Source organism: Paenibacillus vulneris, from assembly GCF_039543185.1.
In the GTDB taxonomy this organism is placed as follows: Bacteria; Bacillota; Bacilli; order Paenibacillales; family NBRC-103111; genus Paenibacillus_S; species Paenibacillus_S vulneris.
The window spans coordinates 92,889-117,922 of sequence record NZ_BAABJG010000018.1; the positions used below are offsets into that span (position 1 = coordinate 92,889).

Below are 25,034 nucleotides of genomic sequence, written 5' to 3' on the forward strand. Positions count from 1 at the left end.
TCGTCATTCCTTGGTTATCGAGACTCCTACATAGTAGGTCTGCAATATTTTTTTATAATCATAGCCTAATTCGGCGTAGCCTCTCGCACCCCATTGGGACATTCCCAGTCCGTGACCGTACCCTGTCCCTCTAAAAATATACTGGTTTTTTTTGTCAACAAGCTTCGCCTTGTTGTCTCCATTCAATATAAACAGCTGGGAGGCTGAAACCGCTTGAGGCTCCGACCCGCCCGCCGCGACATAGACTGCCGGAGAGGCTGCGGATTGGCTGCGAACCGTATTGTCGGCTCCCAATATAGTATACCTTCCTGTTTCTTCAATATCAAACCGGGTGCTTGGCAACCCGTTGAACAATGTGCGGAGCGCATCCGGATTGGCCGGCTTCATAACCTGTCCATTGGCTTTCATTTCTGTAACCCTGCCCGATTGCCCTCTTTGGGATATTTCGAGCTTATCCAATGCGCCGGCAATAGGCTGGCTGAGTACGGTGTTCACTTTGTCCTTCAGCTTGTCCGCATCGTAGGGGCCGCGTATCCAGGAAAATGCATTGGATTCGATCGCTTGGTCGAATACAATGAATCGGTCCCCGATATCCACTTTAAAGGTGGCCGGATTGGAAGCATTGTCCACGAATGGAGCGGGCCTTACACTAACCCCCGTTCCTGTGGAAACGTAATACGGGAGACCTGCAGCGTTCTTCTCCCCTGTATCGCGGGCATAGGAGGAGTGGATGTAGCCTGTTTGCCCGTTCGGAAGCACGATGCGGTACCACGGAGCCTTTCCTTTCTCCGCACCTTCATCCGGACTCGGAACGCTCTGCAAATAAGCGACCTTATTCCCCCATACTTCAGTTGACTCTGCAGTCATTCCGCCTGCATTCGAGTAAAACAAGGGTGAAATCAAACCGTTCTTGTCCTTTAATACCTCGCCTTGCGTGGCTTGAACTGCGGTCAATGCGGCAGGGAATTCCGCCCCCGCCCCATGATAGGCCTGATCCACGGTAGAATCGGATACATCAGCAATCTGGTACTTTACTCCCTGCTTCAGTACATATGTACGCGCCGCTACCGCTTGAGCCTTCAATGCCTCAACGGGCCAGTCTTTATTGAGCTCCGAGCTGATGACGGAAGCCAGGTACTGGTCCATTGGAAGTTCATTGATGACTGCCAGCTTGGAGTTGAATCGGGAGATTTCGAGGCTCCCTTTATAAGATCGTTCAAAGCGTTCCCGTACCGATACTGTATCCGACAGTTGGGGAGTGACCAGAAGCTTCGAGGAGGAATTCCCCTCCGTTCCGCCTCCCAGCATGAAGTAAGGAACAGCAGCCAGCGTTTCCGATTCCATATCAATCTGTGAACGTTTCATTATGTATGCCGCCGCAGAATCGACGGGCTGTAACACGAGACCCGGTATTGCGGCATTGATCTTTTGCTTGGCGGTACTCAGCTCAGCCGAAGTCGTTGCTGCGGAGACGAATACGGCATAGGCGGGAGCTCCGGCCGCCGTATTCAGGTAGGCTACGGCAGCGTCAAAACCGGCGGCACCGATGACTGCTGCCTGTGCAGCCGCCTCCGCCTCGGTGGCGTAGCTGCCTGCGTTCCAATGCAGCGGACCGGTAACGCTTGGCGTGTATCCCTTGATGAAGCCGCTGACGCCGGACAGGCCCGAGGCTTTCGTTAATGCGGCTTGAGCGGCATCACGGGAAGCGTATGGCCCGAGTTCGATCTGATAGGATGCCGCTCCTGATTTGTTGCCCGTTACAAGCACGGCATCCTGATTGGCTGCCGTCAATTTATCCATGATCGTCTTGGCTTGGGCTTTGTCGGCGCCTTCCCATAGTAAGGCGTGATATCCATCCAAGGCTACCCCTGCCGTAGTTTTATCTACAACAGTGAATGCCGGCTTGGAGCCGTCAGCACCTCGCAACGCAACATCCATCCCTTTGGCAGACGATAGAGTTACGTAAGATGTATTCACAGAATATTTCCCGGTATCGATAAATAAGGCGACCCGCATCATATCCGTCTTAGCCGAATCCGCGTAGACTTTAGGCGCAAAGCCGTTAATTCCATGGAACGCACTGAATCCTGCGGCAGCAATGCACATGCTTATATAGAGCTTTCCAATCGAACCAAGTGAAGGCTTAAGCTTCCTCAATTTCAGCGTTCCCCTCTCTGACGATGATGAGTGCACTCTTCTCCTGCACCTGTAATATTGCTAGCGGTTGTCCGGCATAGGCAGCCCCAAATGGCTGTAGGCCAAATGAGTAGCCATCCGTCCGCGGGGCGTCCGCTGCAAAAATCCGATTTGCAGCAAATACGGCTCATATACATCTTCTATCGTTTGGCTTTCTTCTCCGATCGTAGCGGCAATGGTATCCAGCCCGACTGGGCCGCCCTGGAAGGTGAGTATAATCGCCCGCAGCATCTTATGATCGATCTCGTCCAGCCCCAAATGATCGATTTGAATCCCAAGCAGCGCTCTCTGCGCAATATCCAGCGTAATGATGCCGTCGCCCTTCACTTGGGCATAATCGCGTACCCGTTTTAACAGCCGATTGGCGATACGCGGCGTTCCGCGGGATCGTTTCCCGATCTCCTCCGAAGCCTCTCCGACAATTTGCACCTGCAAAATGTCAGCCGTGCGGCTGACAATGTACGCAAGCTCCTCAACGGTGTAGTACTCCAGCCGGCTGACCACCCCGAACCTGTCACGGAGAGGAGCGGATAACAGCCCGACACGGGTGGTTGCCCCCACCAGTGTAAAGGCTGGCAAATCAAGTCTGACCGAACGCGCACTCGGCCCCTTGCCGATAATAATGTCGAGCGCAAAATCCTCCATTGCTGGGTACAGCACTTCTTCAACCGTACGATGAAGGCGATGAATTTCGTCGATAAACAAGACGTCGCCTTCCTGCAAATTGGTCAAAATGGCTGCCAGATCGCCGGGACGCTCAATCGCAGGTCCGGAGGTGGTACGCACGTTCACTCCCAGCTCATTTGCGATAATGTTGGATAAAGTGGTCTTCCCGAGACCGGGAGGGCCATATAAAAGGACGTGATCCAGCGCTTCCTTCCGCATCTTGGCTGCCTCTATATAAATCTTCAAATTTTCCTTCGCTTGAGCTTGTCCGATATACTCGGCCAAATATCTCGGACGCAGGCTTAATTCCATCCCCTGATCTTCCATCATCAGGTTGGCAGAAATGATCCTGTCTTCCATGGTTGTGGTCCTCCTTAGAGTTTCGCGATAGCGAAACTGACTTCGTAAGCATTCGCTTAGAGTTTCGCGATAGCGAAACTAACTTCGTAAGCATCCGCTTTGAGTTTCGCGGTCATTTGAAGCTGAAACGAATGCTCCTCACGCTGCAGCTTATCTCGTCGCTTGCTGGTACAAGGCTTGCAGAGCAAGCTTCATTAACGCATCTACCGTCTCGCCGCCCTGCAGCTTCGGTTTAATCGCTTGACCGGCCCGGTCTGCTTCCGCCTCCGTATACCCGAGAGCAAGCAGAGCCGCCTTGGCCTCGCTCCAGGCTGTGCCGCCTTGCGGTGCATCCGATACTTCTGCTCCGCCTGCATATACGAGCGAGTTCCCGATCGATTGCATCCCGCCGAGCTTGTCCTTCAAATCCAGTATCATTCGCTGCGCCGTCTTCCGGCCGATCCCCGGCAGCTTCGTCAGGAAGCTGATATTCTCCTGCTGAATAGCTGCCGCAATCACTTCCGGTCGTCCCCCTGCAAGGACGCCGATCGCAACCTTTGGCCCAATCCCGTTCACATCCAGCAGCGTGCGGAACAAGGCCTGCTCTTCCCGGCTTGTAAAGCCGAACAACAGATGAGCATCTTCACGCACATGATAGTGGATGTACATCGTGATTTCCTCGCTATTGCTCAGCTGTACCGAGAAAGGATTGGCGCAAAAAACACGATAGCCTACACCGCGTACATCCAGGACGACATATTCAGTTTCTCTATGTACAACGTTACCTCTTAAGTAATCGATCATCTTTTGTTTACCTCGTTTATTTTTTGATGGAGTGTCGAGGAATGGGCATGGCAAATCGCCACTGCCAAAGCATCAGCGACATCGTCCGGCTTTGGAACGGCGGACAAATTCAAGAACATGCGAACCATTTCCTGCACCTGCTTTTTCTCTGCCTTCCCATAACCTACGACCGCCTGCTTCACTTGCAACGGCGTGTATTCTCCTATAGGAATTCCTTGCTGCACCGCCGCCAGCATCATGACCCCTCTTGCCTGGCCAACCGTGAACGCCGTAGTCACATTCCGGTTAAAAAACAGCTTCTCGATCGCAACCGCATCCGGCTTATATTTGTCTATCAGCTGCACCGTTGCGTCATAGACCATTTTCAATCTCAATGCCCCGTCCGTATGGGCTTCCGTCTGAATACATCCGTATTGAACCGGCACCAGCCGGGACCCTTGCTTATCAATAAACCCGAAGCCTACAATCGCAATCCCCGGATCAATCCCCATAATGCGCAAAATGCAGCACTCTCCCATCCTACAAAACCGAACATATGTGTTCACATGCCATTATAGCAGATATTACCGCGCATGAACACGCCCTAAAGGACACAAATTCCCCCTGCAAAGCCATCCACGGCTGCAGTGTTTTCATTAACAACCCGCGCCCTGACATTGCCTTGGCGGGAAGCCCGGGAATCTATAAGCTCCACAATAAAAAAAAGAAAGACGACTCGTCGTTCTTCCAACGAAATCGTCTCTCTTTTGTTTTTTCGTTCAGTGCAGCGCTTTGGCCTGGTCCTCCACTGCAAAATCGGCAAAGGTCGATAGCACGCTGTTATACTCATCCAAATTGCTTACCGGAATTCCGCGGTAGAGCTGCTTCACTGTCTCTCTCGGCAAGCTGCTTTCCAAGAATTCAATGTTTAGCTGGAAAAAGGTTCTAAGCACCTGGTTGCTTTCGGGCACACCCTCGAATAAGGAAAGATTTCCCTTACTATCGAGACCGAAGTAGGCATTGGACTTGCATTGCGGTGACAAATCATCGATTTGCTCGGTAAAATAAACATCCCCGCCCTCTCCTATCGATACGGTTAGCGTAGGGTGCTCTTTATGATACTGTAATATTTGCGCAGATGTCATTCTTCCCAGCATTTGGACTTCTTCACCGCAGACATACAGCTTCCTGGCATAAGCTCCACGCTGCCCCTCGATTTGCTTCACCATAGCCTGCACTTCATCCTCCCTTTGCAGTGTTGGACGGATTTGTGTTCCGAACACCGGCTGATCCCCTGGAGACCATTCCAGCTTATCGGTGCCTGTGCCGCCTTTTAGCATAATAAAAGCAAGTGAGGACATGCCGGCTACGAATACAATGGCCGCCAAAGTGAGCCAGCGCCGTTTCCAACGAAGCTTTTTCTTAATTCTGTTCAGCAAGCTTAGAAGAATCATCCGAATCCCCTTCTAACATAAAGTATGTTTTACCATTTTTCCCAGTGTTCAAGGGGATTATACGGAGCCTTTTCGGAAGATGAAAACACAAAAAAACCGGAGGCATTCGCTCCCGGCTGTACTTATTCCATGCAATTAAACGTTAATCCATGGACTTTTATTGGATTTGGAAGAGCTTGCGCGTCTTCTGCGCGGGGTGTGGGAAATACGGCTTATCACAGCCTGATTGCCGCGTTTTTTCTTGTTTGTGCTTTTGGGTTCGGACTTTTGATTATTTCTGGAAACCGTGGCGGCTTCCTCCTCTGCCGCTTGCACCGGCTGCTCCCTGCCTATCGACGTGTCATCGCACCCGCAGTCATCATAACCGCCGCCGTAAGAGGATATCGAAGGCATTTGATACCCGTACATGGGATATGCAGGCCCTGTAAAAGCTCCGGCCGTCTGCGGAAAAAAACCTCCTTGATAGTAAGGAGCTTCGCTTTCAGGGCTGACGGAGGTCGGATAGGTCATACCCGGAAACGGAGCATTCGGATAAGAAGGCATCTCCGGCTGGAACATGTATGGACTTTCCATTGGCGAAACATTAGGGAACGGTTTACCTTTCTCGTAAGCCGGAGAGACCTGTTCGCCTCCGCAACCGCAGCCGCCGCCGGCTTGCGGGATAAATCCGTACATTTCCGGCATCGGTGCCGCAAAAGGCTGATATGGCATTTGCTCGGCCCCAGGCATTTGCTGCATAGGCGGATACGGCTGCTCCTGCTGTGGCCACATCATGGGCATTTCTTGCTGAGGCCAGTAATTCGGACTCATCTGCCCATAGCTCATAGCTTCGGTTGCAGGAACCTGGAATTGTTCAAACAAGTTGGACGAAGGCTGGTGGAACGGCGCATTCGGCGTTGCTTCCGCACCCATCACATTGGCATTATCGGAAAAAGGAGATATGGCGCTGTTTACTCCAGGCTGCTCATAAGATGGCATTACCGAGGGATAGGGCTGCGGCGCGTTCGGCATGAAGGAAGGAGCGGGTTGTGTAGCACTCGGCATTATCGGCATTTCCGGAATATAAGGCTGTTGGTTCACACTAGGCTGAATGGCGCTGGGCGATACAGGCATTTCCGGAAAAAAGGGCTGCTGATTCACATTAGGCTGAACCGCGCTAGGCGATACAGGCATTTCTGGGAAAAAGGGCTGTTGATTCACGTTAGGCTGAATCTCGCTAGGCGATACTTGCATTTCCGGGAAAAAGGGCTGTTGATTCACATTGGGCTGAACCGCACTCGGCGATACTTGCATTTCCGGAACAAAGGGCTGCTGATTCACATTGGGCTGAACCGCACTCGGCGATACTTGCATTTCCGGAATAAAGGGCTGCTGGTTCACATTAGGCATGACCGCTTCCGGAGATATCTGCTCGTTCACATTAGGCGCCATCGGCATGATGGGCATGATAGGCATAATCGGCATTTCTACATTAGGCTTCGGCGCTTCAATATGTTCAGGCGGTTTTGGAGCAGGAGCCGTCTGTATTGGCGATACCGGAGTTGGTGCAGGCTGAATAGGAGCTGTGTTTTTCTTGTGATGATGGTGCGGGTAATGGTGGTCTCCCTGCTGATGCTTTGCTTTAGGAATATTTACGATGTCTCCGGTCATTAGCACATTCGGATTTTTCAATTGCGGATTGGCCTCAATCAGCTGGTTCAGCGGGATGTTCCAAGCCTTGGATAGCTTCCACAGCGTATCCCCTTGAACTACCGTATGCTTGTAAAGAAAATCGTCCGCTGGTTCTACGGGCGTCGGGCCGTTCGGAATTTTGACTTTCATTCCGACATCAATAACGTTGGGATCCGTGATCTGCGGGTTCATCTCAATTAACTTATCCAAATCAACATGATACTTTTGAGCGATGAGGTAGAGCGATTCGCCTTTCTTGACCATATGGATTTTCACTGCATAAACCTCCTTAACATTTTCTTTGAGAAACTTCCCATGCTGCGGCGTTCCATGTACTGTCGGAGGGGGTCCGTTTCTCGCTTTCGCATAGCACGTTAACTGCCTTAGATGCTTCAAGCCGCCTTCACAAGGGGTAAAAGCCTAAACATTACGCGTGCCAAAACAAAATGACAATACAGTTTATGCAGGTTGGTAGGCATTTGACCATGAACCTTGGAAAAAAATCCACATATCACTATTTACAAACAAAAAAAGCGGGGAAATGCCTATCGTTCCATGGGATGGTAACGATGGTTTTCCCTGCTCATTGTATGATGAAGCTTTGCTGGTTATTCATTGCCGTGGCATTTCGTTTCGGATCATCCTATTCCGAATGTACCGGCTGATACGTATAGGTCGGATAGCATCCGAGAACCCGTACCTGACAGCCGATAGCCTCAATTTCTTGAAGGGCCGCCGGCAGCAGAACGGAATCCATGGAAGCTTCGATATCAATATAGAAATAATAAGTGCCGAGCTTCTTCTTCGTCGGTCTCGATTCGATCTTCGATAAGTTGATGCGGCGCCACGCAAAGGCAGACAGCAGCTGATGCAGGCCTCCCGGATAATCGTCCGGAAGCGTTACGGTAATGGTCGTCTTCGTCATCGCAACCGATTGTTCCGGAAGACTTACAGGCTCTGGCCCTACGAGCACAAACCGGGTAAAGTTGTTCTGATGGTCTTGAACCCCCTGCGCCCATGTATGTAGTCCGTACAGGGAGCCCGCACCGGATGGAGCCAGTGCGGCTACCTCGCGATGTCCAAGCTCCTTGACAAGCCTTGCCGCCTCTCCGTTGCTCCCCACCTGCTCCAGCTCCACGTGGGGCAGATAGGTTTTCAGAAATTGCCGGCATTGCGACAAAGTCACCCCATGGGAGACCACTTTTTTAATAACGGAGCAGCGGTCCGCAAGTGAATCTCCCAAGGCTTCGTTGCACAACAGATTGATGGAGATCGGGTACACGTACTCCGCTTGGATGGGCAGATCCACTTCATGGACAAGCCAATCCAAATGAAGGCTGACCGAGCCTTCGAACGTATTTTCAATAGGAATGACGCTGTAATCGGTTTGCCCGTTAACGGTCGATCTGAACACATCGTCGATCAGCTTGCAGTTCACATAATGAAAAGCATTCGTCCCCATATAATGATGAGCCGATTCTTCGGTGAATGTACCGGGACCCAGGAGCGCTACACGCTTCATAGACGGACATCTCCTTTGATGTTTTCGAATAATGTACACTGTTCATCAAAGTGTGTCAACAATTGAACTCCGTGGCGGTCCGGCTTCAGCCACATTAGCGTTGCCTCGATCTGCTCTTCCTTCAACGTTCCGAGCAGGAATTGCTCCAGCTCCTCCTTGCGGGAGCTGTTCCGGTCCACTAGCGCGAGCATGGTAGGCCCCGCTCCGCTCAATGCTACGCCGAGGGCGCCGTGGTCCGTCGCCTCGGCCAAGATCTTGGCCAGCCCCGGCACCAGGGCGGCCCGGTAAGGCTGATGCAGCGCGTCCTTCATGGCGCGCGCAATCATATCCAGCCGCCCGGTGCAGAAGGCGGCTACAAGCACGGACGAATGCCCGACGTTGAACACGGCATTCGCCAAGCTCTGCTCGCGCGGCAGCACATGCCGCGCCTTCTCCGTCGACAGCTGGAAGTGTGGAATCGCCACCAGCACTTCCAGCCGGTCGTCGGGCTCGATGCGGATATGCTCCGCACGCTCGCCGTCCCAGAAGGCGACGACGAGTCCACCGAAGAGCGCCGCCCCTACGTTATCGGGGTGGTGCTCCAGCTCCGTCGCCATCTGAAAGAGCGTATCGTCGCTGAGCGGGCTGCCGATGAGCGCATTGGCGGCTGCCAGGCCGCCTACGATCGCAGATGCGCTGCTGCCTAACCCTCTTGTCAGCGGAATATCGCTGTACATAGAGATTTCAAGCTCAGGATGCTTCACTCCCGCTTTGTCGAACACCATTTGAGCCACTTCATATATCAGATTGGACTTGTCGGTTGGAATGCCGCTCATCTGATCTCCGATCAAATGTATCTTCGTTTCCTCCGCAATGCCCATTTCTATCCATGCATAGAGATCCAGCGCCATGCCCAGCGTATCGAAGCCGGGTCCCAGGTTGGCTGTGCTCGCCGGTACCTTGACGCGTACTTTTGTATGACTTGTGTCCATGAAATCGGTCCCTTACCCTTCGAACTTAGTAATCACTGCTGTCTAAAACTCCTGCTATATCCGCGTATCCTTATCCTTCTACGCGATAGACGCTCTTGATCGCATGAACCACATCCATGGATTCGAACTGCTGCAGCACTTTTTTCATTGCCGCCTGATTCGCGTCATGGGTAATGATAATGATTTCCGCTTTCGGGTTATGCTTATTCGGATGCTGAAGAACAGATTCCAGACTTACTTCGTGCTCGGCGAATACCTGGGTAATCTGAGCCAGAACGCCCGCTTTATCCTCCACATGAAGCAGGATAAAGTTTTTCGAGGCAATTTGCTCGTCGGTTTTCAGCTTCTTCTCCTTGTATGGAATAAAGCCGCGCTGTCCGTTGATGCCAAGCTTCAGGTTGCGAACTACAGCAACCAGATCGGCCACGACAGAGGTTGCGGTAGGCATTTCGCCTGCACCCGGTCCGTAGAACATCGTCTCGCCTACGGCTTCGCCATAGACATATACGGCGTTGAACACTCCGTTGACGGAGGCCAGAGGATGGGATTGCTTGACCATCGTCGGCTGCACGCTGATGCTGATATAATCATCCTGGCGCTCTGCAATGCCAAGGAGCTTCACTTCGTAGCCAAGACGCTTGCCGTAGGCGATATCCTCTTTGGCGACCTGACTGATCCCGCGAACCTGCACATCGCCTAGAGCCACATTGGCATGGAAGCCCAGCGTTCCAAGAATGGTCATCTTGCGAGCCGCATCGAAGCCCTCGACGTCCGAAGTCGGGTCCGCTTCCGCATAGCCGAGCTGCTGCGCTTCCTTCAACACGTCTTCATAGGCTGCGCCCTCTTGGCTCATTTTCGTGAGAATGTAGTTCGTCGTTCCGTTGACGATCCCCATAATTTTCGTGATCCGGTCCGATGAGAAGCCTTCGATCAAGGTGCGAATGATTGGAATCCCTCCGGCAACACTGGCTTCGTAGAATACGTCGCAGCCCTTCTCCGAAGCTTTGGCGATAATTTCCGGACCGTGCAGCGCCATCAAATCCTTATTCGCCGTTACGATGTGCTTGCCGTTGTCCAATGCCTGCAGCATATATTTCTTTGCAAGCTCAATGCCGCCCATGACCTCGATGACGATATCAATCTCGGGATTATCGATTACATCCCAAGGATTTTCCGTTAGCACATCTGCGTTCACAGCGATGCTGCGCGCTTTGCTTTTGTCCTGGACCAAAATTTTGGCAATTTCGATCGGGGCGCCTGTCTGGCTCAGCAGATCCTGCTGATGTCCTTCCACAATGCGTACGACGCCTGTTCCTACCGTCCCGAGCCCTAACAAACCTACCTTTATCGGTTTCATATGCTGTTCCTCCTCATGATCATGTTGCAGCTATTACTGACACGCTCTTCCCGTGTTCTGGTTATTGGTTTCATCCGTCAGCCTTGGCCTACGAGTACAGCCCTGCTTACGCCTTCCTGTTCACGAAGCCGCTCAAGAAGCACGGCAACCGTCTCCCCCATCACCGATGTTTCGACGGAAATGACGACATTAGCGACACCCTGCAGCGGGATCGTCTGGTGGATCGTAAGAACATTGCCGTCCAATCCGGCTATCATGGCGAGCACTCTGGATAATATCCCTGATCGATGCTCCAAATCCATCGATATTGTGACGATGCGTTCCCGCTCCAGCTTGCTAAGCTCAAAGATGCCGTCTTTATACTTGTAAAAAGCGCTGCGGCTCAGCTCAACCTGCTCCACCGCTTCATGAATCGTCTTAACTTCGCCTCGTGCCAGCAGCTCCTTGGCCTGTACCGTTTTGACCAAGGCTTCGGGCAAAATATCTTCTCTGACTAAATAGTAACGTTCGTTACCGCTAGATCTGGTCTCCGCGTCATGTTTCTCCTGCACAGCCACAGTCCTCTCTACAAAGACGAATGTTTCTCCTTAGTGGACATTATATCGAATATGGATGTATCCGGCAATAGGCTATTTCGGAATCCGGCAGCTTTCATAAAGTTTCCACATCTGTCCGCTAGGAACACCCTCCGATTCATGTTAAGGTTTGAGTTGAGCTTGTCTTTTATTCTTTTATACTTTCATTGTGCTTTATATTACTAGTAGGAAGAGGTGGTTTTTTCGTGATTCGTACAAGAATGATGGCTACGGCGATGCTGTTTAACAATAACGATTTGCTAATGATGAAACGATCCCCGACCCGCACCTTAAATCCGGGGATGTGGGCCGTGGTCGGAGGTCACATGGAACCGGAAGAAATCAACGATCCCTACAAGGCATGCCTGCGGGAGATTGAGGAAGAAACCGGTCTGAAAGAAACCGAGCTGCTCCGTATGAAGCTGCAATATATATTAATTCGTCTCAACCAGCAGGAGATCCGCCAGCAGTTTATTTATACCGCCGAGACGACACGCAGAAACATTGTCCAAACGAATGAAGGGATCCTGCACTGGATTCCGCGCGATCAGGTTCTGAACCGGGAAATTCCGTTTATTTTCCACACCCTGCTCGCCCACTATTTCGATCATGGGCCTTCCGGGCATATATGGGTCGGTACAGCGGGCTATCAAGAAGATGCTGTCCCTACGGTCCATTGGACAGCTCTGGTCGATCCCCGGATGAACTAAGCTGAACCGGCAATTCTTCGAACCATCAGGACAATAAAAAAAAGACTGTCCTGCCGCTGAATGAAACATTCATCCGGTCACGGACAGCCTCAGTCTGAATAGTTTGCACTGCTTAAGAACACCATTACTTCGCCTGCCTCGTCCGGAAGGAGCTCTTGCTGCTAAGCTCCCGCCATTTTTCCAATACCTTGAACGCCTCCTTGCGTGACAGAAGCGAACGGGCCAGCTGAAAGCCTTCCTCATAGCTGCCCACCTTATCAAACCAGTACAGGCGAAGTCCTGCATTGAATATGACATGCTCCCTCTCATTACGGATATCCTCCGAGTCGTCTCCCCGGATGACTCTGGTGAGCCGCTTCAGATGCTCATCCTTTCCGCATTTTTCCAGCGGTTCTCCCCGAAATCCGAATGTGGCGGGATCTACGCTGTTGGACTCGTCACCCCATGGCGTCACCTTGCGTATGGAGCTCGTCTTATTGAGGGGAATGTCCTCCGATCCTTCCATTCCTTGAATGATACAAGCTGTTTCGAATCCGGATTTGGGCAGCAGCTGAAGCAAGTGTGCCATGGCCGTTTTATGATTGACACCGATAATAATGTTCTTGGAATGAATCGGATTGATGACTTTTTCTACGGTGTTCAAAAACGTCCTTAAGCCGATCTGCTCCCGCACATTCCTGATGCGGCCAAACGGCGGGCATATCAGATCCGTCCATATAAACCCGATGTGGATAGACATGAAGATGCTCTCCCATTCTTTGGCCTCAAGCTCCACCTGTATGCCTAACCCTTCCAAGAGCTCCTTTAACGAAAACCCCTGTTTCGGGGGCAAAGAATCGCTTCCGTGTAGCACTTGCGGGTATCCGACGGAAGCGAGCAGCAGGCTTACCGGAATGGTAATCGGAAAATACAGCCTGCCGTCATAAGGTCCTGCGCAGTTCAACGAATCCGAAAAGGAGCGGAAAGGAAGCGAATATTTCCGGAACACATCGATGAAGCCCATCATTTCCTCATCCGCTTCCCCCTTCATTCTCATCGCCATCAAGAAAGCCGCCGTCTGGGCGTCTGTGGACTCTCCCCGGGCAATAGAATGAGCAGCCGCAACCGCTTCATCATAGGTGAGATGGCGTGAGCCCAATTTTCCTGTTCCGACCGTCTTGATCCATTCCTTCATGCTGTCACCTCGTTTTCTATCAATGGAACCCTATCTGGTGCGAACACCATGGAGGGAAGGCTGCCACAGACTAGCCAACCCGGCCTGAAGCCCCATGCCCTGCCGCCTTATGCCCTCATGGGCTCAACTCGTACGGCGCAGGCTTTAAACTCCGGCATTCGGCACGCGGGGTCGAGCGCCGGATTGGTTAGACGATTGATGCATTGCTCCTCTCCCCAATGAAAGGGAACGAACACGGTATCCCTACGAATTTTGGCAGAAAATTTCACTTTCAGCCGGATGGAGCCCCGCTTGGATGAAACCCGCGCATATCCGCCGTTGACCAGCCCGTTTTCGATGGCGGTATCCGGATGAATCTCCAGCAGCGGCTCCGGATATTTGGAATTCAGCTCCGGTGTGCTGCGGGTTTGAACTCCCGACAAATAATGCTGCAGCACACGTCCGGTCGTTAAAGTCAACGGGTATCTCCTGGATGGGACCTCCTTCGGATTCTGATGTTCAATCGCGGCCAGTCGGGCTCTGCCATCAGGATGAGCGAAGCTGTGCTCAAACATGCGCGGCGTCCCCGGATGCCCCTCCTCCGGGCAGGGCCAGAATATGCCCTTCCTCTTCTCCAGCTCGTCGTAAGTGATTCCGTAATAATCGGCCAATCCGCCCTTGGATGCCAGCCGGAGCTCATTAAAAATATCCTCAGCCGAGCCATATTGAAAATATCGTCCTCTTCCCAGCGCAGAGGCTATATCGCATAGAATCCTCCAGTCCAGCCTCGCTTGCCCGGGCAGCGGCTTCAATGCTCTTCTGACCATCACGCGCCCTTCAAGCTGAGTCATCGTCCCCTCATCCTCCAAATAGGCGGAGCCAGGAAGGAGTACATGGGCAAAGCGGGACGTTTCCGATGGCAGCAAATCAATGACAACCAGAAACTTCAGCTTCTTCAACGCTCTCTCCACCAATTGACTGTTGGGATTGGACACGACCGGATTGGAGGAAAGGATAATCAGCGCCTTGATCTCCTCCCGGTCAATAGCCTCCATCATTTCATAAGCAGATACCCCTTTGTGAGGGAGCTCCTCCTCTGGAACTCCCCATACGCTGGCGATGTGAGCCCTATGGGCGGGATCTTCAATCAAACGGTAGCCCGGAAGCTGATCAGCCTTCTGCCCGTGCTCTCTGCCGCCCTGACCGTTGGCTTGGCCCGTGATGGCCCCATAGCCGCATCCGGGGCGGCCGATTTTACCGGTGAGCAGTACCAGGTTGAGAAAATTGCGGACGTTGGCCACTCCGCTTGCATGCTGCTCTACCCCCCGGGCCGTAAACACCATTCCCGTTTCCGCTTGGCCGTACATCCTTGCTGCCTCGATTATAAGCATGGGATCAACACCGGATAGCGCCGCCGCTTCGGACAATGAAACCTTCTTCACATGCTCAGCCAAATCGGCATAGCCGTTTGTTTTTTGCTCGATAAACGCCTGATCCGTATACCCTTCCTCCACGATGACCTTCAGCATCCCGTTGACCAATGCCGCATCGTACCCCGGCTTCACCTTCAGATGGATATCCGCAATCGCACACGTTGCCGTTTCCCGCGGATCTATGACAATGATCTTGCATCCGTCTTGCTTCGCCTTACGGAAATACTGCATGATGGTCGGCTGACATTCGGCAATATTGGTGCCCGCAAGAATAATGCATTTGGCTAAGGGCACTTCTGAAAGCGGGTTCGTCAAGCCTCGGTCGACCCCAAAGGTCAGATTGGAAGCCCCTGCTGCAGCCGACATGCAGAACCTGCCGTTGTAATCGATATATTTGGTCTGAAGCGCTACTCTCGCAAATTTTCCCAGGAGATAGCTTTCCTCATTCGTTAAGGAGCCTCCTCCGTACACGCCTACCGAATCCTTGCCGTATTTGAGCTGGATATGCTGGATTTGAATCCGAATATGCTCGAGCACGGCTTCCCAGGACACATTACGAAGTCTTCCGTAGTCCCTTATCATCGGGCTTTTCAATCTTCTATCGTCCATGGTATGTGTGTGGGCATTCAGCCCCTTGACACATAGCCTTCCGTCCGTTACCGGGTCCTCTTTGTTAGGAGTTACGGAATAGAGAGCCCCGCCGCTTGTAGCTACCTCCTGAAGCTTCATCGTACATTGCACGCTGCAGTAGGGACACTCAGTCAAGTCCGCATTCACTTGAGGCAGGACGGCAACCTGCCGCTTCTGAACAAGCTCAACATAATCGTTCATTTCTGCTCTCACCCGCCTCTAGTAATTAACCCCCGAACCCGATGTCGCCCAAGCTTTCCTCCAGCTTCGAGTCACTGCGTAAAAGACCAGGGTTACCACCAGCACGATAGAGGCAACAACAACAAATCCCGTCGTATGAGTCCCCGTAGCTTGCTTTAAAGGTCCTAATATATTATTCGGCAGCAGAAATCCGCCAAGACCGCCGAAGGCCCCCACAATGCCTGTTACAACCCCTATCTCTTTGGAAAAGCGCTGCGGAACCAGCTGGAAGATCGAACCGTTCCCCATTCCCAGGCACGCCATCATTACGCTTGTTATAGCCAGCATCACAAGAAAGGAGCTCGGCAGCGTCGAAACAGCAAAAGCGCATAGAGTGATAACGGAGAAGAGCAGCATCATAAAACGCATGCCTCCGATTTTGTCGGCAATATATCCCCCAACCGGTCTGAAAAAGCTCCCGGCAATAACTGTGATCGTGACCAAATAACCGATTTGAACCTTGCTCAGACCTCCATCCATTGCTTTGTCGCCATATACATCATAGAAGAAGATATTGAAATAATTGGAAAACCCGACAAAGCCGCCGAACGTAACCGCATAGAATAGGCTGAACCACCAGGTATCGATATTTTTGAAGGCTGACAAATAATCTACAAGCTTCTTGGGCTCCGGCTGATTGGGGCTATCCTTAGCCATGATAGTATAAGCCAGAAGGACAAGCAGCAGTGGAAGCATGGCCAGACCGAATACGTTGTGCCAGCCCATAGAGGCGGCCAATTGCGGGCCGAAGAAGGTCGCCAGAGCCGTACCGCTGTTGCCGGCCCCGGCTATCCCCATCGCCAAGCCTTGGTACTGCGGCGGATACCATCGGCTGGCAAGCGAAAGCGAAACTGCAAAGCTCGCCCCGGCTATGCCGAGCAGAAATCCTAGTGCTTGAACCTGATTCAAGCTGTGGCCGCCTAGCCACCCCCATAGCAAGGGAATCAGCGTCAGGATCATACCGATAATTCCCGTCTTCCTGGAGCCGATGCGGTCAGCCAGAATGCCCATCGGAATTCTGAATATGGAGCCGCCTAACGTCGGAATCGCAACCATCGTTGCCTTCTGCGCATCAGTCAAACCAAAATCTTTGGTGATGTACAAGGATAGAGCTCCGCAAAGGACCCATATCATAAAACTAACATCAAAATAGAGAAACGCTGACAACAAACTCGGAAAATGCCCTGCTTTTCGGAAATTTTGTACATCCACTCCTAGATTCCTCCTTGTTTTTTCTCTTTTCCCTACATTCATGTATTGTTTGTGTTAGTATTCATTACACATATATACTATACAATTCAAATCCGTATAGTTCAACGCTTTTTTGAAAAAAAGTTCATGTTTTGGCACATCTTTTTTTGTATATTTTCTATTCACCCTAGTAATCAACGTGAATAACGAACATTTTTATTATTGTTTTGTTTTATTGTTCGCTTTTACAACGTTTTCAACAAAAAATAAAACACCAAGCTCATCAAACCACATGAGACCTGGTGTTTATCATTCCGATTCCCCAATACCGTTTGCCGGCTATTCCTTCTCAACAAATTCGAATTCAAAATCACCGATCCGAACCGTCTGCCCATCCTTGGCACCGCGGCTCCTAAGCGCTTCATCAATCCCTTTTTTGCGCAAAATCCGGGCAAATCGCATGACGGATTCCTCTGTACTAAAATTCGTCCGTTTAATCAGCTTTTCAATACTTGGACTCTCTACAACGAAAGTATCATTCTCCCGGTGAATGGTGAAATCCTCATCATCATCCTTTGCTTCCAGGCGATATACTTTGCGCTCTGACAGATCGACGAGATCCTCGACGAGAGGCATCTCGGGGATGGTTTCCAGCAAGTCCGCGATCTTATAAAGCAGCTCCTGAACACCACTTTTGGTAAGCGCCGAAATCGCTATAATTTGCGTCTCCGGACTAACTCCCGCCAGCTGTTGTTTGAATTGCGCCAAAAATTCCTCTGCATCGGGCATGTCCATTTTATTGGCAACCACAATTTGCGGACGTTCTTCAAGCTTGGAGTTGTACAGCTTTAATTCCTCGTTGATCTTCTGCCAGTCCTCAAATGGATCCCGGCCTTCTGTTGCAGCCATATCGATAATATGGACGATAACCCTGGTTCGTTCAATGTGGCGCAAGAACTCATGACCCAGTCCGACACCCTGATGCGCTCCTTCAATCAAGCCTGGCAAATCCGCCATGACGAAGCTGCGTCCGTCTCCGACGTCAACCACACCAAGATTCGGTGTAAGTGTCGTAAAATGGTACGCCCCAATCTTCGGCTGGGCCGCCGAAACTATCGAGAGCAAGGTCGATTTGCCTACACTCGGGAAGCCTACCAAGCCCACATCCGCCATCACCTTAAGCTCCAGGACAACCCAGCGCTCTTGACCTTCTTCCCCGTTTTCGGCAATTTCGGGCGCAGGATTGTTCGGTGTCGCAAAGCGAGTGTTCCCGCGTCCTCCGCGTCCTCCCTTGGCGATAACGACCTCCTGCCCATGACGGGTCAAATCTGCAATAATCTCCTGACTGTCATCGTCGATTACTACGGTTCCCGGCGGCACTTTAACGATCATATCATCGGCATTGGCTCCATGCTGGCTTTTATTGCGCCCTTTTTCCCCTCGCTCCGCTTTAAAATGCTTCTGGTAACGAAAGTCCATCAACGTACGCAGTCCCTCATCGACACGGAAAATAACATCGCCGCCATCTCCGCCGTCGCCTCCTGCAGGTCCGCCCTCGGGAACATATTTTTCCCTCCGGAACGCCACCAGACCGTCTCCGCCGTCACCACCCTTAACATAAATCTTCGCTTTATCTACAAACATGAATCCACCTCATTATGTATTCAATAACAGCAAAATTGAAACTGCTGCCTCATTTTCTTTCACCTGAACAGCTTCCCAAGCTTCACCCGGCACCGATGCCTGACGTATCCTTTGCAAGGATTGCATAAGTGATGCTTCCTTCACATCCCCTTGATAAACAAACCGCACAAGCAGCGCATCCTTCTCTTGAAGCAAATGAAGCTCCAGCGCATGCTCCCCTTCCGCAGCGAGGCGCGCATTGTGCTTAAAGGTCTCCATGACTTCACGAACCATGACATAAATCCGATGAGGATCTACCGGCAGCTCATCTAGATGTATCTCCTGCTTCATTATGATGGATAGCGTAATTTCCCTAACCTCGGTCTGATAAGCAAGCAAATAGACGATCAGGTCCGGAATTCCCAGTTTAGCCACGTAGCTCTCAATCTGAACCTTATGTTTTATTTTCTCCATAAGACTCTCTAATTTATCATACTTTTTTAATTTCACATAACCGAACAGCACCTGAATCTCATTCATCCAGTCATGCCGGTAGTGATTTAACAATCGGATGAAACGAAGATTTTGCTCCGAATCCCCATCCTCCGCGGCAGCCGCCGCAGGAGATTGTGCGTAATCCAACACCAACTGCTCGCAATCAGGCCTTTTCGACATCATGGCGTACCCTCTCCGATCCGCGCTTGATCCTAACTCTACCAGTATAGCATGTTGTTCCAAAAAGCACACGCCACTTTCCCAACTACGCAAAAAACCCCAGCGATACTGGATCGCCGGGGTTATCGTTGATGACGTATTATACTTCCACAGCCGCAGCCACAGGAGCAGCGTCCACAGGGTAGACGCTAACTTTCTTGCGATCACGACCCAGACGTTCGAATTTCACAACGCCTTCAACCTTTGCAAACAGCGTATCATCGGAACCGATGCCTACGTTATTGCCCGGATGAATTTTCGTTCCGCGTTGGCGAACCAAAATGCTTCCTGCAGTTACTTGTTGACCGTCAGCACGCTTAACGCCAAGACGTTTAGCAATACTGTCACGTCCGTTTTTGGTGGAACCTACACCTTTTTTGGAAGCGAACAACTGAAGATTTAATTGTAGCATGGATGTCTACCTCCTTCTTCACTTATTTTTTGTCTTGCAATGTTATATATGCACCATACGATTGTTCGATCGATTTCAGCATGACGACCATCGATTCCAGAAGCAGCTGTACCTTATCCGACTCTGTATCATCCAGATCAACGGGAACCTGTACATCCAGCAAACCATGCTTCATGTTCGCCTTCATAACAACCCCTAGCACCGTTTCAACAGAGTTGACGGTACCGACCGTAACGGCTGATACACCCGCGCAAACGATATCTTTGCCCGGATCACCGTATAGTGCGTGCCCTTTAACCCGGAACGACTCGATCCGATCGTCTGGTCTCCGCTTGATCGTTACCCGAATCATAGCCTTATCCCTGCTTAAGCCTGGATTTTTTCAATCACAACTTTGGTGTAAGGCTGACGGTGACCTTGCTTACGACGGTAGTTCTTCTTGGCTTTATATTTGTAAACGATGACTTTCTCACCTTTACCGTGCTTCTCTACTTTTGCAGATACAGCAGCGCCAGCTACCAATGGAGCTCCAAGCACCAAACCGCCTTCTTTGGATACAGCCAATACTTTGTCAAAAGTAACAGCTTCACCTTCACCTGCGTTCAATTTTTCGATGTAAAGAACATCGCCCTCTTGAACTTTGTATTGTTTACCGCCTGTTTCGATAATTGCGTACATTTCGTTGCACCTCCCTCATGTCTCAGACTCGCCTTAGCCAGGTGACCCGTTCTGAAAGGAACGCGTGCTTCAACCCGCTTCGTGCGGTTACAGCATGTTTTGCAACATACCTGATTATATTACCACAGCCTATGAATGATTGCAATGCCTATTCCAATAGATTCTTCCGTACACCTTGGAACGGTCATTTGGTCCATAACCATCCGGTCCCCTCGCACTCCGTGCAGCGGCGAATAGTCACTTTGTCCTTCCCGTCACGAACCTTTTTTCGGGTCATCTCTACCAAGCCGAGCCGTGTCCACCCTTCAACTACCGTTTTGGTGCGATCCCGTTTGACCTCCTGCTCGAGCGTGTCCAGAACCAGCTGCCGGTGAGCAACCAAATCCATATCAATAAAATCGATAATAATAAGTCCGCCAATATCTCTTAATCTTAACAGCCGGGCAATTTCTTTGGCCGCCAGAACATTCGTGTCCTTCACCGTCTGCTCCAAATCTACGCTCCCGGTATACCGCCCCGTATTTACATCGAACACGGTCAGAGCCTCGGTATGGTCGACGACTACATAGCCCCCGTTATCCAGCCAAATTTTGCGTTTAAAGCTGTTCTCAAGCTGCTCGTCCGCCTGAAAAGTGCCGAACAACGTCCCCCTCGTTCTCTCAAACCTCCGGACCCTCTCGCAAAGACCCGGCGAAACGGCGCGAACGAGAGTCATGATGGTGTCATAGGCATCCTTATCATTAACCCAGAGCTCCTGCACATCATCGCGAAATACATCCCGAATCCAGCGTGGCAGCAGCCCAAAGTCGGTATACACCTTGCGCGGTACGGGACCTTGCAGCGAGGATAGCTCCTCCACCGCCTGCCATCGCTTCCGCAAGTCTATAAGATCGGTGGTGATCAGCTCTTCCGCGACGCCCTCGGCCGCCGTTCTGACTATAAAGCCCTCTCCCTGCTTCAGATGCTTCTCCGCCGCATGCTTTAACCGTTCACGTTCGGTTTCAATTTCAATTTTGCGGGACACGCCTACGTAATCGGCGCGCGGCATATAAACGCCCCATCTGCCGGGAATCGAGTAGTGAGTTGTCACCCGTGCCCCCTTATTGCCCACCGGCTCTTTGACAACCTGTACAAGCAGGGCTTGCCCTACCTGCACCAGCTCCGTAATTAACGGCTTTTGTTTGGGGTGCTTTTCCAAATGCGCCGGTAAAATATCATCGATATATAAAAAGGCGTTTTTTTCCAATCCGATATCCAAAAACGCCGCCTGCATCCCTTGCAAAACGTTAACGACTCGACCTATGTACATATTGCCAGCCAAGTGCTCCGCCCCGCGAAGTTCGTTGTCGTACTCTACCAATCGGTCATCTTCCATTACCGCTACTTCGATTTGGTCCTGTCCACATTGTACGAGAATACGCTTCATGATTTTCCACCTCGGACTTCATTTTACATGAAAAGCTCGGAAATCGCACTTCCCCGTTTGGTTTCATTGAAATAAGTTTGCAAAAGCGGTTGTTCGGGGAGTACGATACGTATGGCACCGCGCTCATCCATTACATACACGAGATGGTATTTCTCCCGCATAAACAAGCGAACAATCTCTGTCACCTTACGCCTCCCGTCCACAACAATCGGCTGTGCTAAGGTTCCCTGACGGACAAGCCGATGATATGTGTCCCCTCTATGGATCAGAAAGCGCATAAAATGATAGGACATGCCCTTGTAAGCATACCAGTTGGAATAAAACAGAAACAAGCCTATCATAAACAAATTCAGCTGAAAGCCCCCATACCACGTATGGAATGCCGCCGCGAGGAGCAGCAGAATACTAAGAATCAGGCTGGCCACGCAGCTGAATACAATCACCTTCTGGTACGGAAGCCAAAAGCTCAAGACGCACTGCATGATCTTGCCCCCATCCAAAGGAAGAATGGGAAGCAGGTTGAATAAAGCCACGTACATATTCGCTTGGATGAAATAGGCGCTCCATTCTCCGGAAATCACGCCTGTCGATTGCAGAACCAACGCCGCTACCATCATCATACCATTTTGAAGCGGTCCTGACAGCGTTACAATGATTTCCTGCCATGCCGGAACACTGGCCATCTCATCCACCACAGCGACTCCGCCGAAAGGAAGAAGCTGAATTTCCTTTACCCGCCATCCGAAATTTTTGGCCGCCATGACATGTCCCAGCTCATGAATTAGCACTATGCCGAATAATGTTGCCGTCTCAATAAAGTAGCCCGCCAAGATAGACAGTAGAATGACAATGGAAAAAAGCGGATGAAAACGAATAGGGACGCCAAAAAGGCGGTTCCACTTACTCAAATTGTACCACATCCGCCGGATTGACGAATTTATTGTCCTTGGATACAGCGAAATACAGGTATCCCGATTGCTTTGTGCTGTTTTTGGACACCGTGCCTATCGTCTCACCGCCCTTAATCCAGTCGTTTAACTCCACCTTGCCCTGTTCGATCCAGCCGTAGACCGATTGCAGGCCGTTCGTATGACGGATAATGATCGTATAACCCGTTTCCTCCTTGTTCCCCACATAAACCACCAGACCCGTATCCATCGCTGCTACAGGCGTGTCCTGCTTCGTCTCTATCGTTACCCCGAGACGGCTTGCTTCAAAGGGAGCGATGATCTTTCCCTTGACCGGCGTGAAATAATGCTTGGAGACAACATCCACCTTCTGAGCCTCCTCTTGATGAAGCGTGCTTAGAGCAGGGAGCAGCGACGGGGTTCCGCCGAATTGCCGTTCATACCAGAGAGCTACCGATTGGAATTGGAAGGATTCATTCAATGCTGAACTGATATAGGCTTTGCCCTTATTGGCAAGCGGGTGATTCCACTGAAACATTCCCCAAATTAAGGCAAATAGAAAACAGCTGACAACCAGCTTCAGGCGCAGCCCACTTCTGCCCGGCATCAACCTACTCCGTTCCGGACCATCGTCTTCATAATCTCTGCGTGACAAGTCCTGCTGCCATTTTTGCTTCCATACATACTCCGGATCGTTCCAGCGTCCCGTATCCTGGGGCGGTGCATCGTCAAGCTGCTCCCGGACCGGCTCTGGAAAAGAGCGGTAGGGCTCCAGCAGTTCCTGCTGCCGGACATGCATAGGGTTAGGTACGGGGCGCTGTTCTGCTGACGCCTGCAGCTCTCTGATCCGCTCCATCCTTCTTTGACGTATATTATTTTTGGTGCTCATACTCGGTTACCTCCCCAAGAGCTTTCCATCAGGAAAGCCGCCGTATTCCATAGAGCGATTGGATAAATTGAACCGGCATTATTGTGCTTGTCTGATCCTGCAGCCAGCCGGAGCTTGTTTACTCTCATCCTATGAGCCTGTACAACCAAATATGAGAATTAAATAGCCCCTCAAAGCGGGGCCTGGGTTTCGAAGCGCATACAGGCTCCTCCACAGGAAGCCGCGAAATTGGTAAACTCCCTAAGGTCAACATAGCACTGTAGCCAGGCTACTTATGATTTCCCGTTAGACATGCCAAAAAAGCACCCTGATTTTCAGGATGCTTCATAGGACAGTTGTTATCTTAATAGGTTAATTCTTTTTCCTGATGGACTCGAATGCTCATCACGAGCGCAATACACATCATATTGATCAGCAGTGAGGTACCTCCATAGCTGATGAAGGGCAGCGTGATCCCCGTCAGCGGCATGATGCCGATCAGCATGCCTACGTTTTCGAAAATTTGAAAGACGAACATGGAGACGACGCCGACAATGATGTAGGAGCCACCTTTATCCCCGCACTGGATAGATATTAGAATCATTCGGTAAATCAAGACGAAATAGAGCAGCAATAGAACGGAGGAGCCGACAAAACCGAATTCTTCCGCCAATACGACGAAGATGGAATCCGAGTAGGCATACGGGATGAAATGCCGGTGGACCGACGTCCCCTGCAAGTACTTCTCCCCGGTCAAGCCGCCGGAGCCGATCGCTTTGATCGAGTTGTCAACCTGGAACTTCTGGTCCTTCGTCGCGTTCTCCGGATCGATAAAGGTATCCATCCGGGCGACCCAGTGGCCTTTGCCTCTATCCGAAAAGTAGGTTTTAATAGGATCGTGGTAATGAGTAAACAGGTACATGAACAATACCAGCGCTCCTACGGCAATGAGCACCCCTATCAAGAAATGCACATATTTGATATTTCCGATCCATAACATGCCGATGAAGACAACGATAAAAATGATGGCATTCCCCAAATCCGGCTGGATCAGCACCAAAATAAACGGTATCAGCACAATGACGCCAACAGGGACTACATCGGTCCAAAATAACAACGGCTCTCCCTGCCTGCGGGCAAGAAACGCGGCAAGGCCCATGATCAGCATAAGCTTCATAAGCTCGGCCGGCTGAAACAGCAGCCCCCCGGGAAGCTGGAACCAGCTTTTGGCGCCGTTAATCTCCATCCCGAATTTATACACGGCCGCCAGCATGGCAAGACCCGTTATATATAAATAGGGCGAAATTTTTAGCAGCCCGCGGTAGTCGACAAAGGTTAACCCCAAGAAAGCGAGGATAGAGATAACATAGATGATGATCATCTTTTTAAGATCGAAAACAATATTCGGGTCATCAAGCGTTGCGCTGTAGACAAGCAGCGTGCTGATAACCATGAATGCTAGCAGGATGACAACGATGGGAATATCGATCTTTTTTAATTTATGCAGCAAATCC

The 25,034-nt window shown here is 51.0% G+C and carries 23 protein-coding genes, 1 pseudogene and 1 other annotated feature; of the genes and pseudogenes, 1 reads left to right on the forward strand and 23 read right to left on the reverse strand.

Annotation, left to right across the window (positions count from 1 at the left end):
• Nucleotides 1–3: 3 nt before the first annotated feature.
• The 11 genes and pseudogenes from ABEA66_RS36360 to ABEA66_RS18180 all read right to left on the reverse strand — a co-directional run bounded on the left by ABEA66_RS36360 (nucleotide 4) and on the right by ABEA66_RS18180 (nucleotide 11,510).
• Nucleotides 4–1,365 (reverse strand): SpoIID/LytB domain-containing protein, encoded by a 1,362-nt coding sequence (locus tag ABEA66_RS36360; RefSeq protein WP_425571482.1) that lies wholly within the window; start codon nucleotides 1,363–1,365, stop codon nucleotides 4–6.
• Between the two features lie 285 nt (nucleotides 1,366–1,650).
• A pseudogene (locus ABEA66_RS36365) lies at nucleotides 1,651–2,106 on the reverse strand (SPOR domain-containing protein); the annotation flags it as partial.
• 111 nt (nucleotides 2,107–2,217) lie between these two features.
• The gene (gene ruvB, locus ABEA66_RS18140; RefSeq protein ID WP_079910052.1) at nucleotides 2,218–3,222 is read right to left on the reverse strand and encodes a Holliday junction branch migration DNA helicase RuvB; all 1,005 of its coding nucleotides are present in this window, start codon (nucleotides 3,220–3,222) and stop codon (nucleotides 2,218–2,220) included.
• 150 nt (nucleotides 3,223–3,372) lie between these two features.
• Nucleotides 3,373–4,005 (reverse strand): Holliday junction branch migration protein RuvA, encoded by a 633-nt coding sequence (ruvA, locus tag ABEA66_RS18145; RefSeq protein WP_079910051.1) that lies wholly within the window; start codon nucleotides 4,003–4,005, stop codon nucleotides 3,373–3,375.
• Nucleotides 4,002–4,505: a crossover junction endodeoxyribonuclease RuvC gene (ruvC, locus tag ABEA66_RS18150; protein WP_079910050.1), complete on the reverse strand. Its 504-nt coding sequence runs from the start codon at nucleotides 4,503–4,505 to the stop codon at nucleotides 4,002–4,004. The genes ruvA and ruvC overlap by 4 nt, the downstream gene beginning before the upstream one ends.
• 258 nt (nucleotides 4,506–4,763) lie before the next feature.
• Entirely contained in the window at nucleotides 4,764–5,438 is a 675-nt protein-coding gene (locus tag ABEA66_RS18155) for a BofC C-terminal domain-containing protein (protein ID WP_079910049.1), read from the reverse strand.
• Between the two features lie 135 nt (nucleotides 5,439–5,573).
• The gene (locus tag ABEA66_RS18160) at nucleotides 5,574–7,385 is read right to left on the reverse strand and encodes a LysM peptidoglycan-binding domain-containing protein (RefSeq protein ID WP_345589578.1); all 1,812 of its coding nucleotides are present in this window, start codon (nucleotides 7,383–7,385) and stop codon (nucleotides 5,574–5,576) included.
• 367 nt (nucleotides 7,386–7,752) lie between these two features.
• Nucleotides 7,753–8,631, reverse strand: a complete 879-nt coding sequence (pheA, locus tag ABEA66_RS18165; RefSeq protein ID WP_079910047.1) for a prephenate dehydratase — start codon at nucleotides 8,629–8,631, stop codon at nucleotides 7,753–7,755.
• Nucleotides 8,628–9,602 (reverse strand): homoserine kinase, encoded by a 975-nt coding sequence (thrB, locus tag ABEA66_RS18170; RefSeq protein ID WP_345589581.1) that lies wholly within the window; start codon nucleotides 9,600–9,602, stop codon nucleotides 8,628–8,630. The genes pheA and thrB overlap by 4 nt, the downstream gene beginning before the upstream one ends.
• Before the next feature lie 70 nt (nucleotides 9,603–9,672).
• Nucleotides 9,673–10,959, reverse strand: coding sequence for a homoserine dehydrogenase (locus tag ABEA66_RS18175; protein ID WP_079910045.1), 1,287 nt, complete (start codon nucleotides 10,957–10,959; stop codon nucleotides 9,673–9,675).
• A 77-nt stretch (nucleotides 10,960–11,036) separates the two neighbouring features.
• Nucleotides 11,037–11,510: an ACT domain-containing protein gene (locus ABEA66_RS18180; protein ID WP_079910044.1), complete on the reverse strand. Its 474-nt coding sequence runs from the start codon at nucleotides 11,508–11,510 to the stop codon at nucleotides 11,037–11,039.
• A 230-nt stretch (nucleotides 11,511–11,740) separates the two neighbouring features.
• Here ABEA66_RS18180 and ABEA66_RS18185 point away from each other — a divergent pair, with 230 nt between their 5' ends.
• Nucleotides 11,741–12,244, forward strand: coding sequence for an NUDIX domain-containing protein (locus ABEA66_RS18185; RefSeq protein WP_345589585.1), 504 nt, complete (start codon nucleotides 11,741–11,743; stop codon nucleotides 12,242–12,244).
• Nucleotides 12,245–12,368: 124 nt separating this feature from the next.
• Here the strand turns inward: ABEA66_RS18185 and ABEA66_RS18190 are convergent, their stop codons facing one another.
• The 12 genes from ABEA66_RS18190 to ABEA66_RS18245 form a co-directional block, all read right to left on the reverse strand.
• The gene (locus tag ABEA66_RS18190) at nucleotides 12,369–13,418 is read right to left on the reverse strand and encodes an anthranilate phosphoribosyltransferase (protein WP_345589587.1); all 1,050 of its coding nucleotides are present in this window, start codon (nucleotides 13,416–13,418) and stop codon (nucleotides 12,369–12,371) included.
• Nucleotides 13,419–13,525: 107 nt separating this feature from the next.
• Nucleotides 13,526–15,661: an assimilatory nitrate reductase catalytic subunit NasC gene (gene nasC / locus ABEA66_RS18195; protein WP_345589589.1), complete on the reverse strand. Its 2,136-nt coding sequence runs from the start codon at nucleotides 15,659–15,661 to the stop codon at nucleotides 13,526–13,528.
• An 18-nt stretch (nucleotides 15,662–15,679) separates the two neighbouring features.
• Entirely contained in the window at nucleotides 15,680–16,912 is a 1,233-nt protein-coding gene (locus tag ABEA66_RS18200; protein ID WP_345589591.1) for an MFS transporter, read from the reverse strand.
• Between the two features lie 318 nt (nucleotides 16,913–17,230).
• Nucleotides 17,231–18,535: a GTPase ObgE gene (gene obgE / locus ABEA66_RS18205; protein WP_345589593.1), complete on the reverse strand. Its 1,305-nt coding sequence runs from the start codon at nucleotides 18,533–18,535 to the stop codon at nucleotides 17,231–17,233.
• 12 nt (nucleotides 18,536–18,547) lie between these two features.
• A complete protein-coding gene (locus tag ABEA66_RS18210; protein ID WP_345589595.1) occupies nucleotides 18,548–19,192 on the reverse strand; it encodes a Spo0B domain-containing protein in 645 nt (214 codons plus the stop codon).
• Between the two features lie 136 nt (nucleotides 19,193–19,328).
• Complete coding sequence (gene rpmA, locus ABEA66_RS18215) at nucleotides 19,329–19,640, reverse strand: 50S ribosomal protein L27 (protein WP_028547689.1); 312 nt, start codon at nucleotides 19,638–19,640, stop codon at nucleotides 19,329–19,331.
• Nucleotides 19,641–19,662: 22 nt separating this feature from the next.
• Nucleotides 19,663–19,992, reverse strand: coding sequence for a ribosomal-processing cysteine protease Prp (locus ABEA66_RS18220; protein WP_345589600.1), 330 nt, complete (start codon nucleotides 19,990–19,992; stop codon nucleotides 19,663–19,665).
• A 14-nt stretch (nucleotides 19,993–20,006) separates the two neighbouring features.
• On the reverse strand, nucleotides 20,007–20,318 hold the full coding sequence (rplU, locus tag ABEA66_RS18225) for a 50S ribosomal protein L21 (protein WP_079910036.1): 312 nt from the start codon (nucleotides 20,316–20,318) through the stop codon (nucleotides 20,007–20,009).
• A 14-nt stretch (nucleotides 20,319–20,332) separates the two neighbouring features.
• Nucleotides 20,333–20,417: a sequence feature (ribosomal protein L21 leader region), on the reverse strand.
• Nucleotides 20,418–20,502: 85 nt separating this feature from the next.
• Entirely contained in the window at nucleotides 20,503–21,744 is a 1,242-nt protein-coding gene (locus ABEA66_RS18230; protein ID WP_079910035.1) for an Rne/Rng family ribonuclease, read from the reverse strand.
• Between the two features lie 23 nt (nucleotides 21,745–21,767).
• The gene (locus ABEA66_RS18235) at nucleotides 21,768–22,652 is read right to left on the reverse strand and encodes a M50 family metallopeptidase (RefSeq protein WP_256865314.1); all 885 of its coding nucleotides are present in this window, start codon (nucleotides 22,650–22,652) and stop codon (nucleotides 21,768–21,770) included.
• The gene (locus ABEA66_RS18240) at nucleotides 22,645–23,541 is read right to left on the reverse strand and encodes a peptidoglycan DD-metalloendopeptidase family protein (protein WP_345589604.1); all 897 of its coding nucleotides are present in this window, start codon (nucleotides 23,539–23,541) and stop codon (nucleotides 22,645–22,647) included. Before ABEA66_RS18240 ends, ABEA66_RS18235 begins: the two co-directional genes overlap by 8 nt.
• Before the next feature lie 343 nt (nucleotides 23,542–23,884).
• A complete protein-coding gene (locus ABEA66_RS18245; RefSeq protein WP_079910032.1) occupies nucleotides 23,885–25,030 on the reverse strand; it encodes an FtsW/RodA/SpoVE family cell cycle protein in 1,146 nt (381 codons plus the stop codon).
• Between the last annotated feature and the right edge of the window lie 4 nt (nucleotides 25,031–25,034).

Bases quoted from the DNA above. Each gene is read 5' to 3' on its own strand.
- ruvB (WP_079910052.1), bottom strand. From the start codon at position 3,222: ATGGAAGACAGGATCATTTCTGCCAACCTGATGATGGAAGATCAGGGG.
- ABEA66_RS36360 (WP_425571482.1), bottom strand. From the start codon at position 1,365: ATGAAACGTTCACAGATTGATATGGAATCGGAAACGCTGGCTGCTGTT.
- nasC (WP_345589589.1), bottom strand. From the start codon at position 15,661: ATGAACGATTATGTTGAGCTTGTTCAGAAGCGGCAGGTTGCCGTCCTG.
- ABEA66_RS18155 (WP_079910049.1), bottom strand. From the start codon at position 5,438: ATGATTCTTCTAAGCTTGCTGAACAGAATTAAGAAAAAGCTTCGTTGG.
- ABEA66_RS18230 (WP_079910035.1), bottom strand. From the start codon at position 21,744: ATGAAGCGTATTCTCGTACAATGTGGACAGGACCAAATCGAAGTAGCG.
- rplU (WP_079910036.1), bottom strand. From the start codon at position 20,318: ATGTACGCAATTATCGAAACAGGCGGTAAACAATACAAAGTTCAAGAG.
- ABEA66_RS18190 (WP_345589587.1), bottom strand. From the start codon at position 13,418: ATGAAGGAATGGATCAAGACGGTCGGAACAGGAAAATTGGGCTCACGC.
- pheA (WP_079910047.1), bottom strand. From the start codon at position 8,631: ATGAAGCGTGTAGCGCTCCTGGGTCCCGGTACATTCACCGAAGAATCG.
- ABEA66_RS18220 (WP_345589600.1), bottom strand. From the start codon at position 19,992: ATGATTCGGGTAACGATCAAGCGGAGACCAGACGATCGGATCGAGTCG.
- ABEA66_RS18240 (WP_345589604.1), bottom strand. From the start codon at position 23,541: ATGAGCACCAAAAATAATATACGTCAAAGAAGGATGGAGCGGATCAGA.
- ABEA66_RS18210 (WP_345589595.1), bottom strand. From the start codon at position 19,192: ATGATGTCGAAAAGGCCTGATTGCGAGCAGTTGGTGTTGGATTACGCA.
- thrB (WP_345589581.1), bottom strand. From the start codon at position 9,602: ATGGACACAAGTCATACAAAAGTACGCGTCAAGGTACCGGCGAGCACA.
- rpmA (WP_028547689.1), bottom strand. From the start codon at position 19,640: ATGCTACAATTAAATCTTCAGTTGTTCGCTTCCAAAAAAGGTGTAGGT.
- ABEA66_RS18175 (WP_079910045.1), bottom strand. From the start codon at position 10,959: ATGAAACCGATAAAGGTAGGTTTGTTAGGGCTCGGGACGGTAGGAACA.
- obgE (WP_345589593.1), bottom strand. From the start codon at position 18,535: ATGTTTGTAGATAAAGCGAAGATTTATGTTAAGGGTGGTGACGGCGGA.
- ruvA (WP_079910051.1), bottom strand. From the start codon at position 4,005: ATGATCGATTACTTAAGAGGTAACGTTGTACATAGAGAAACTGAATAT.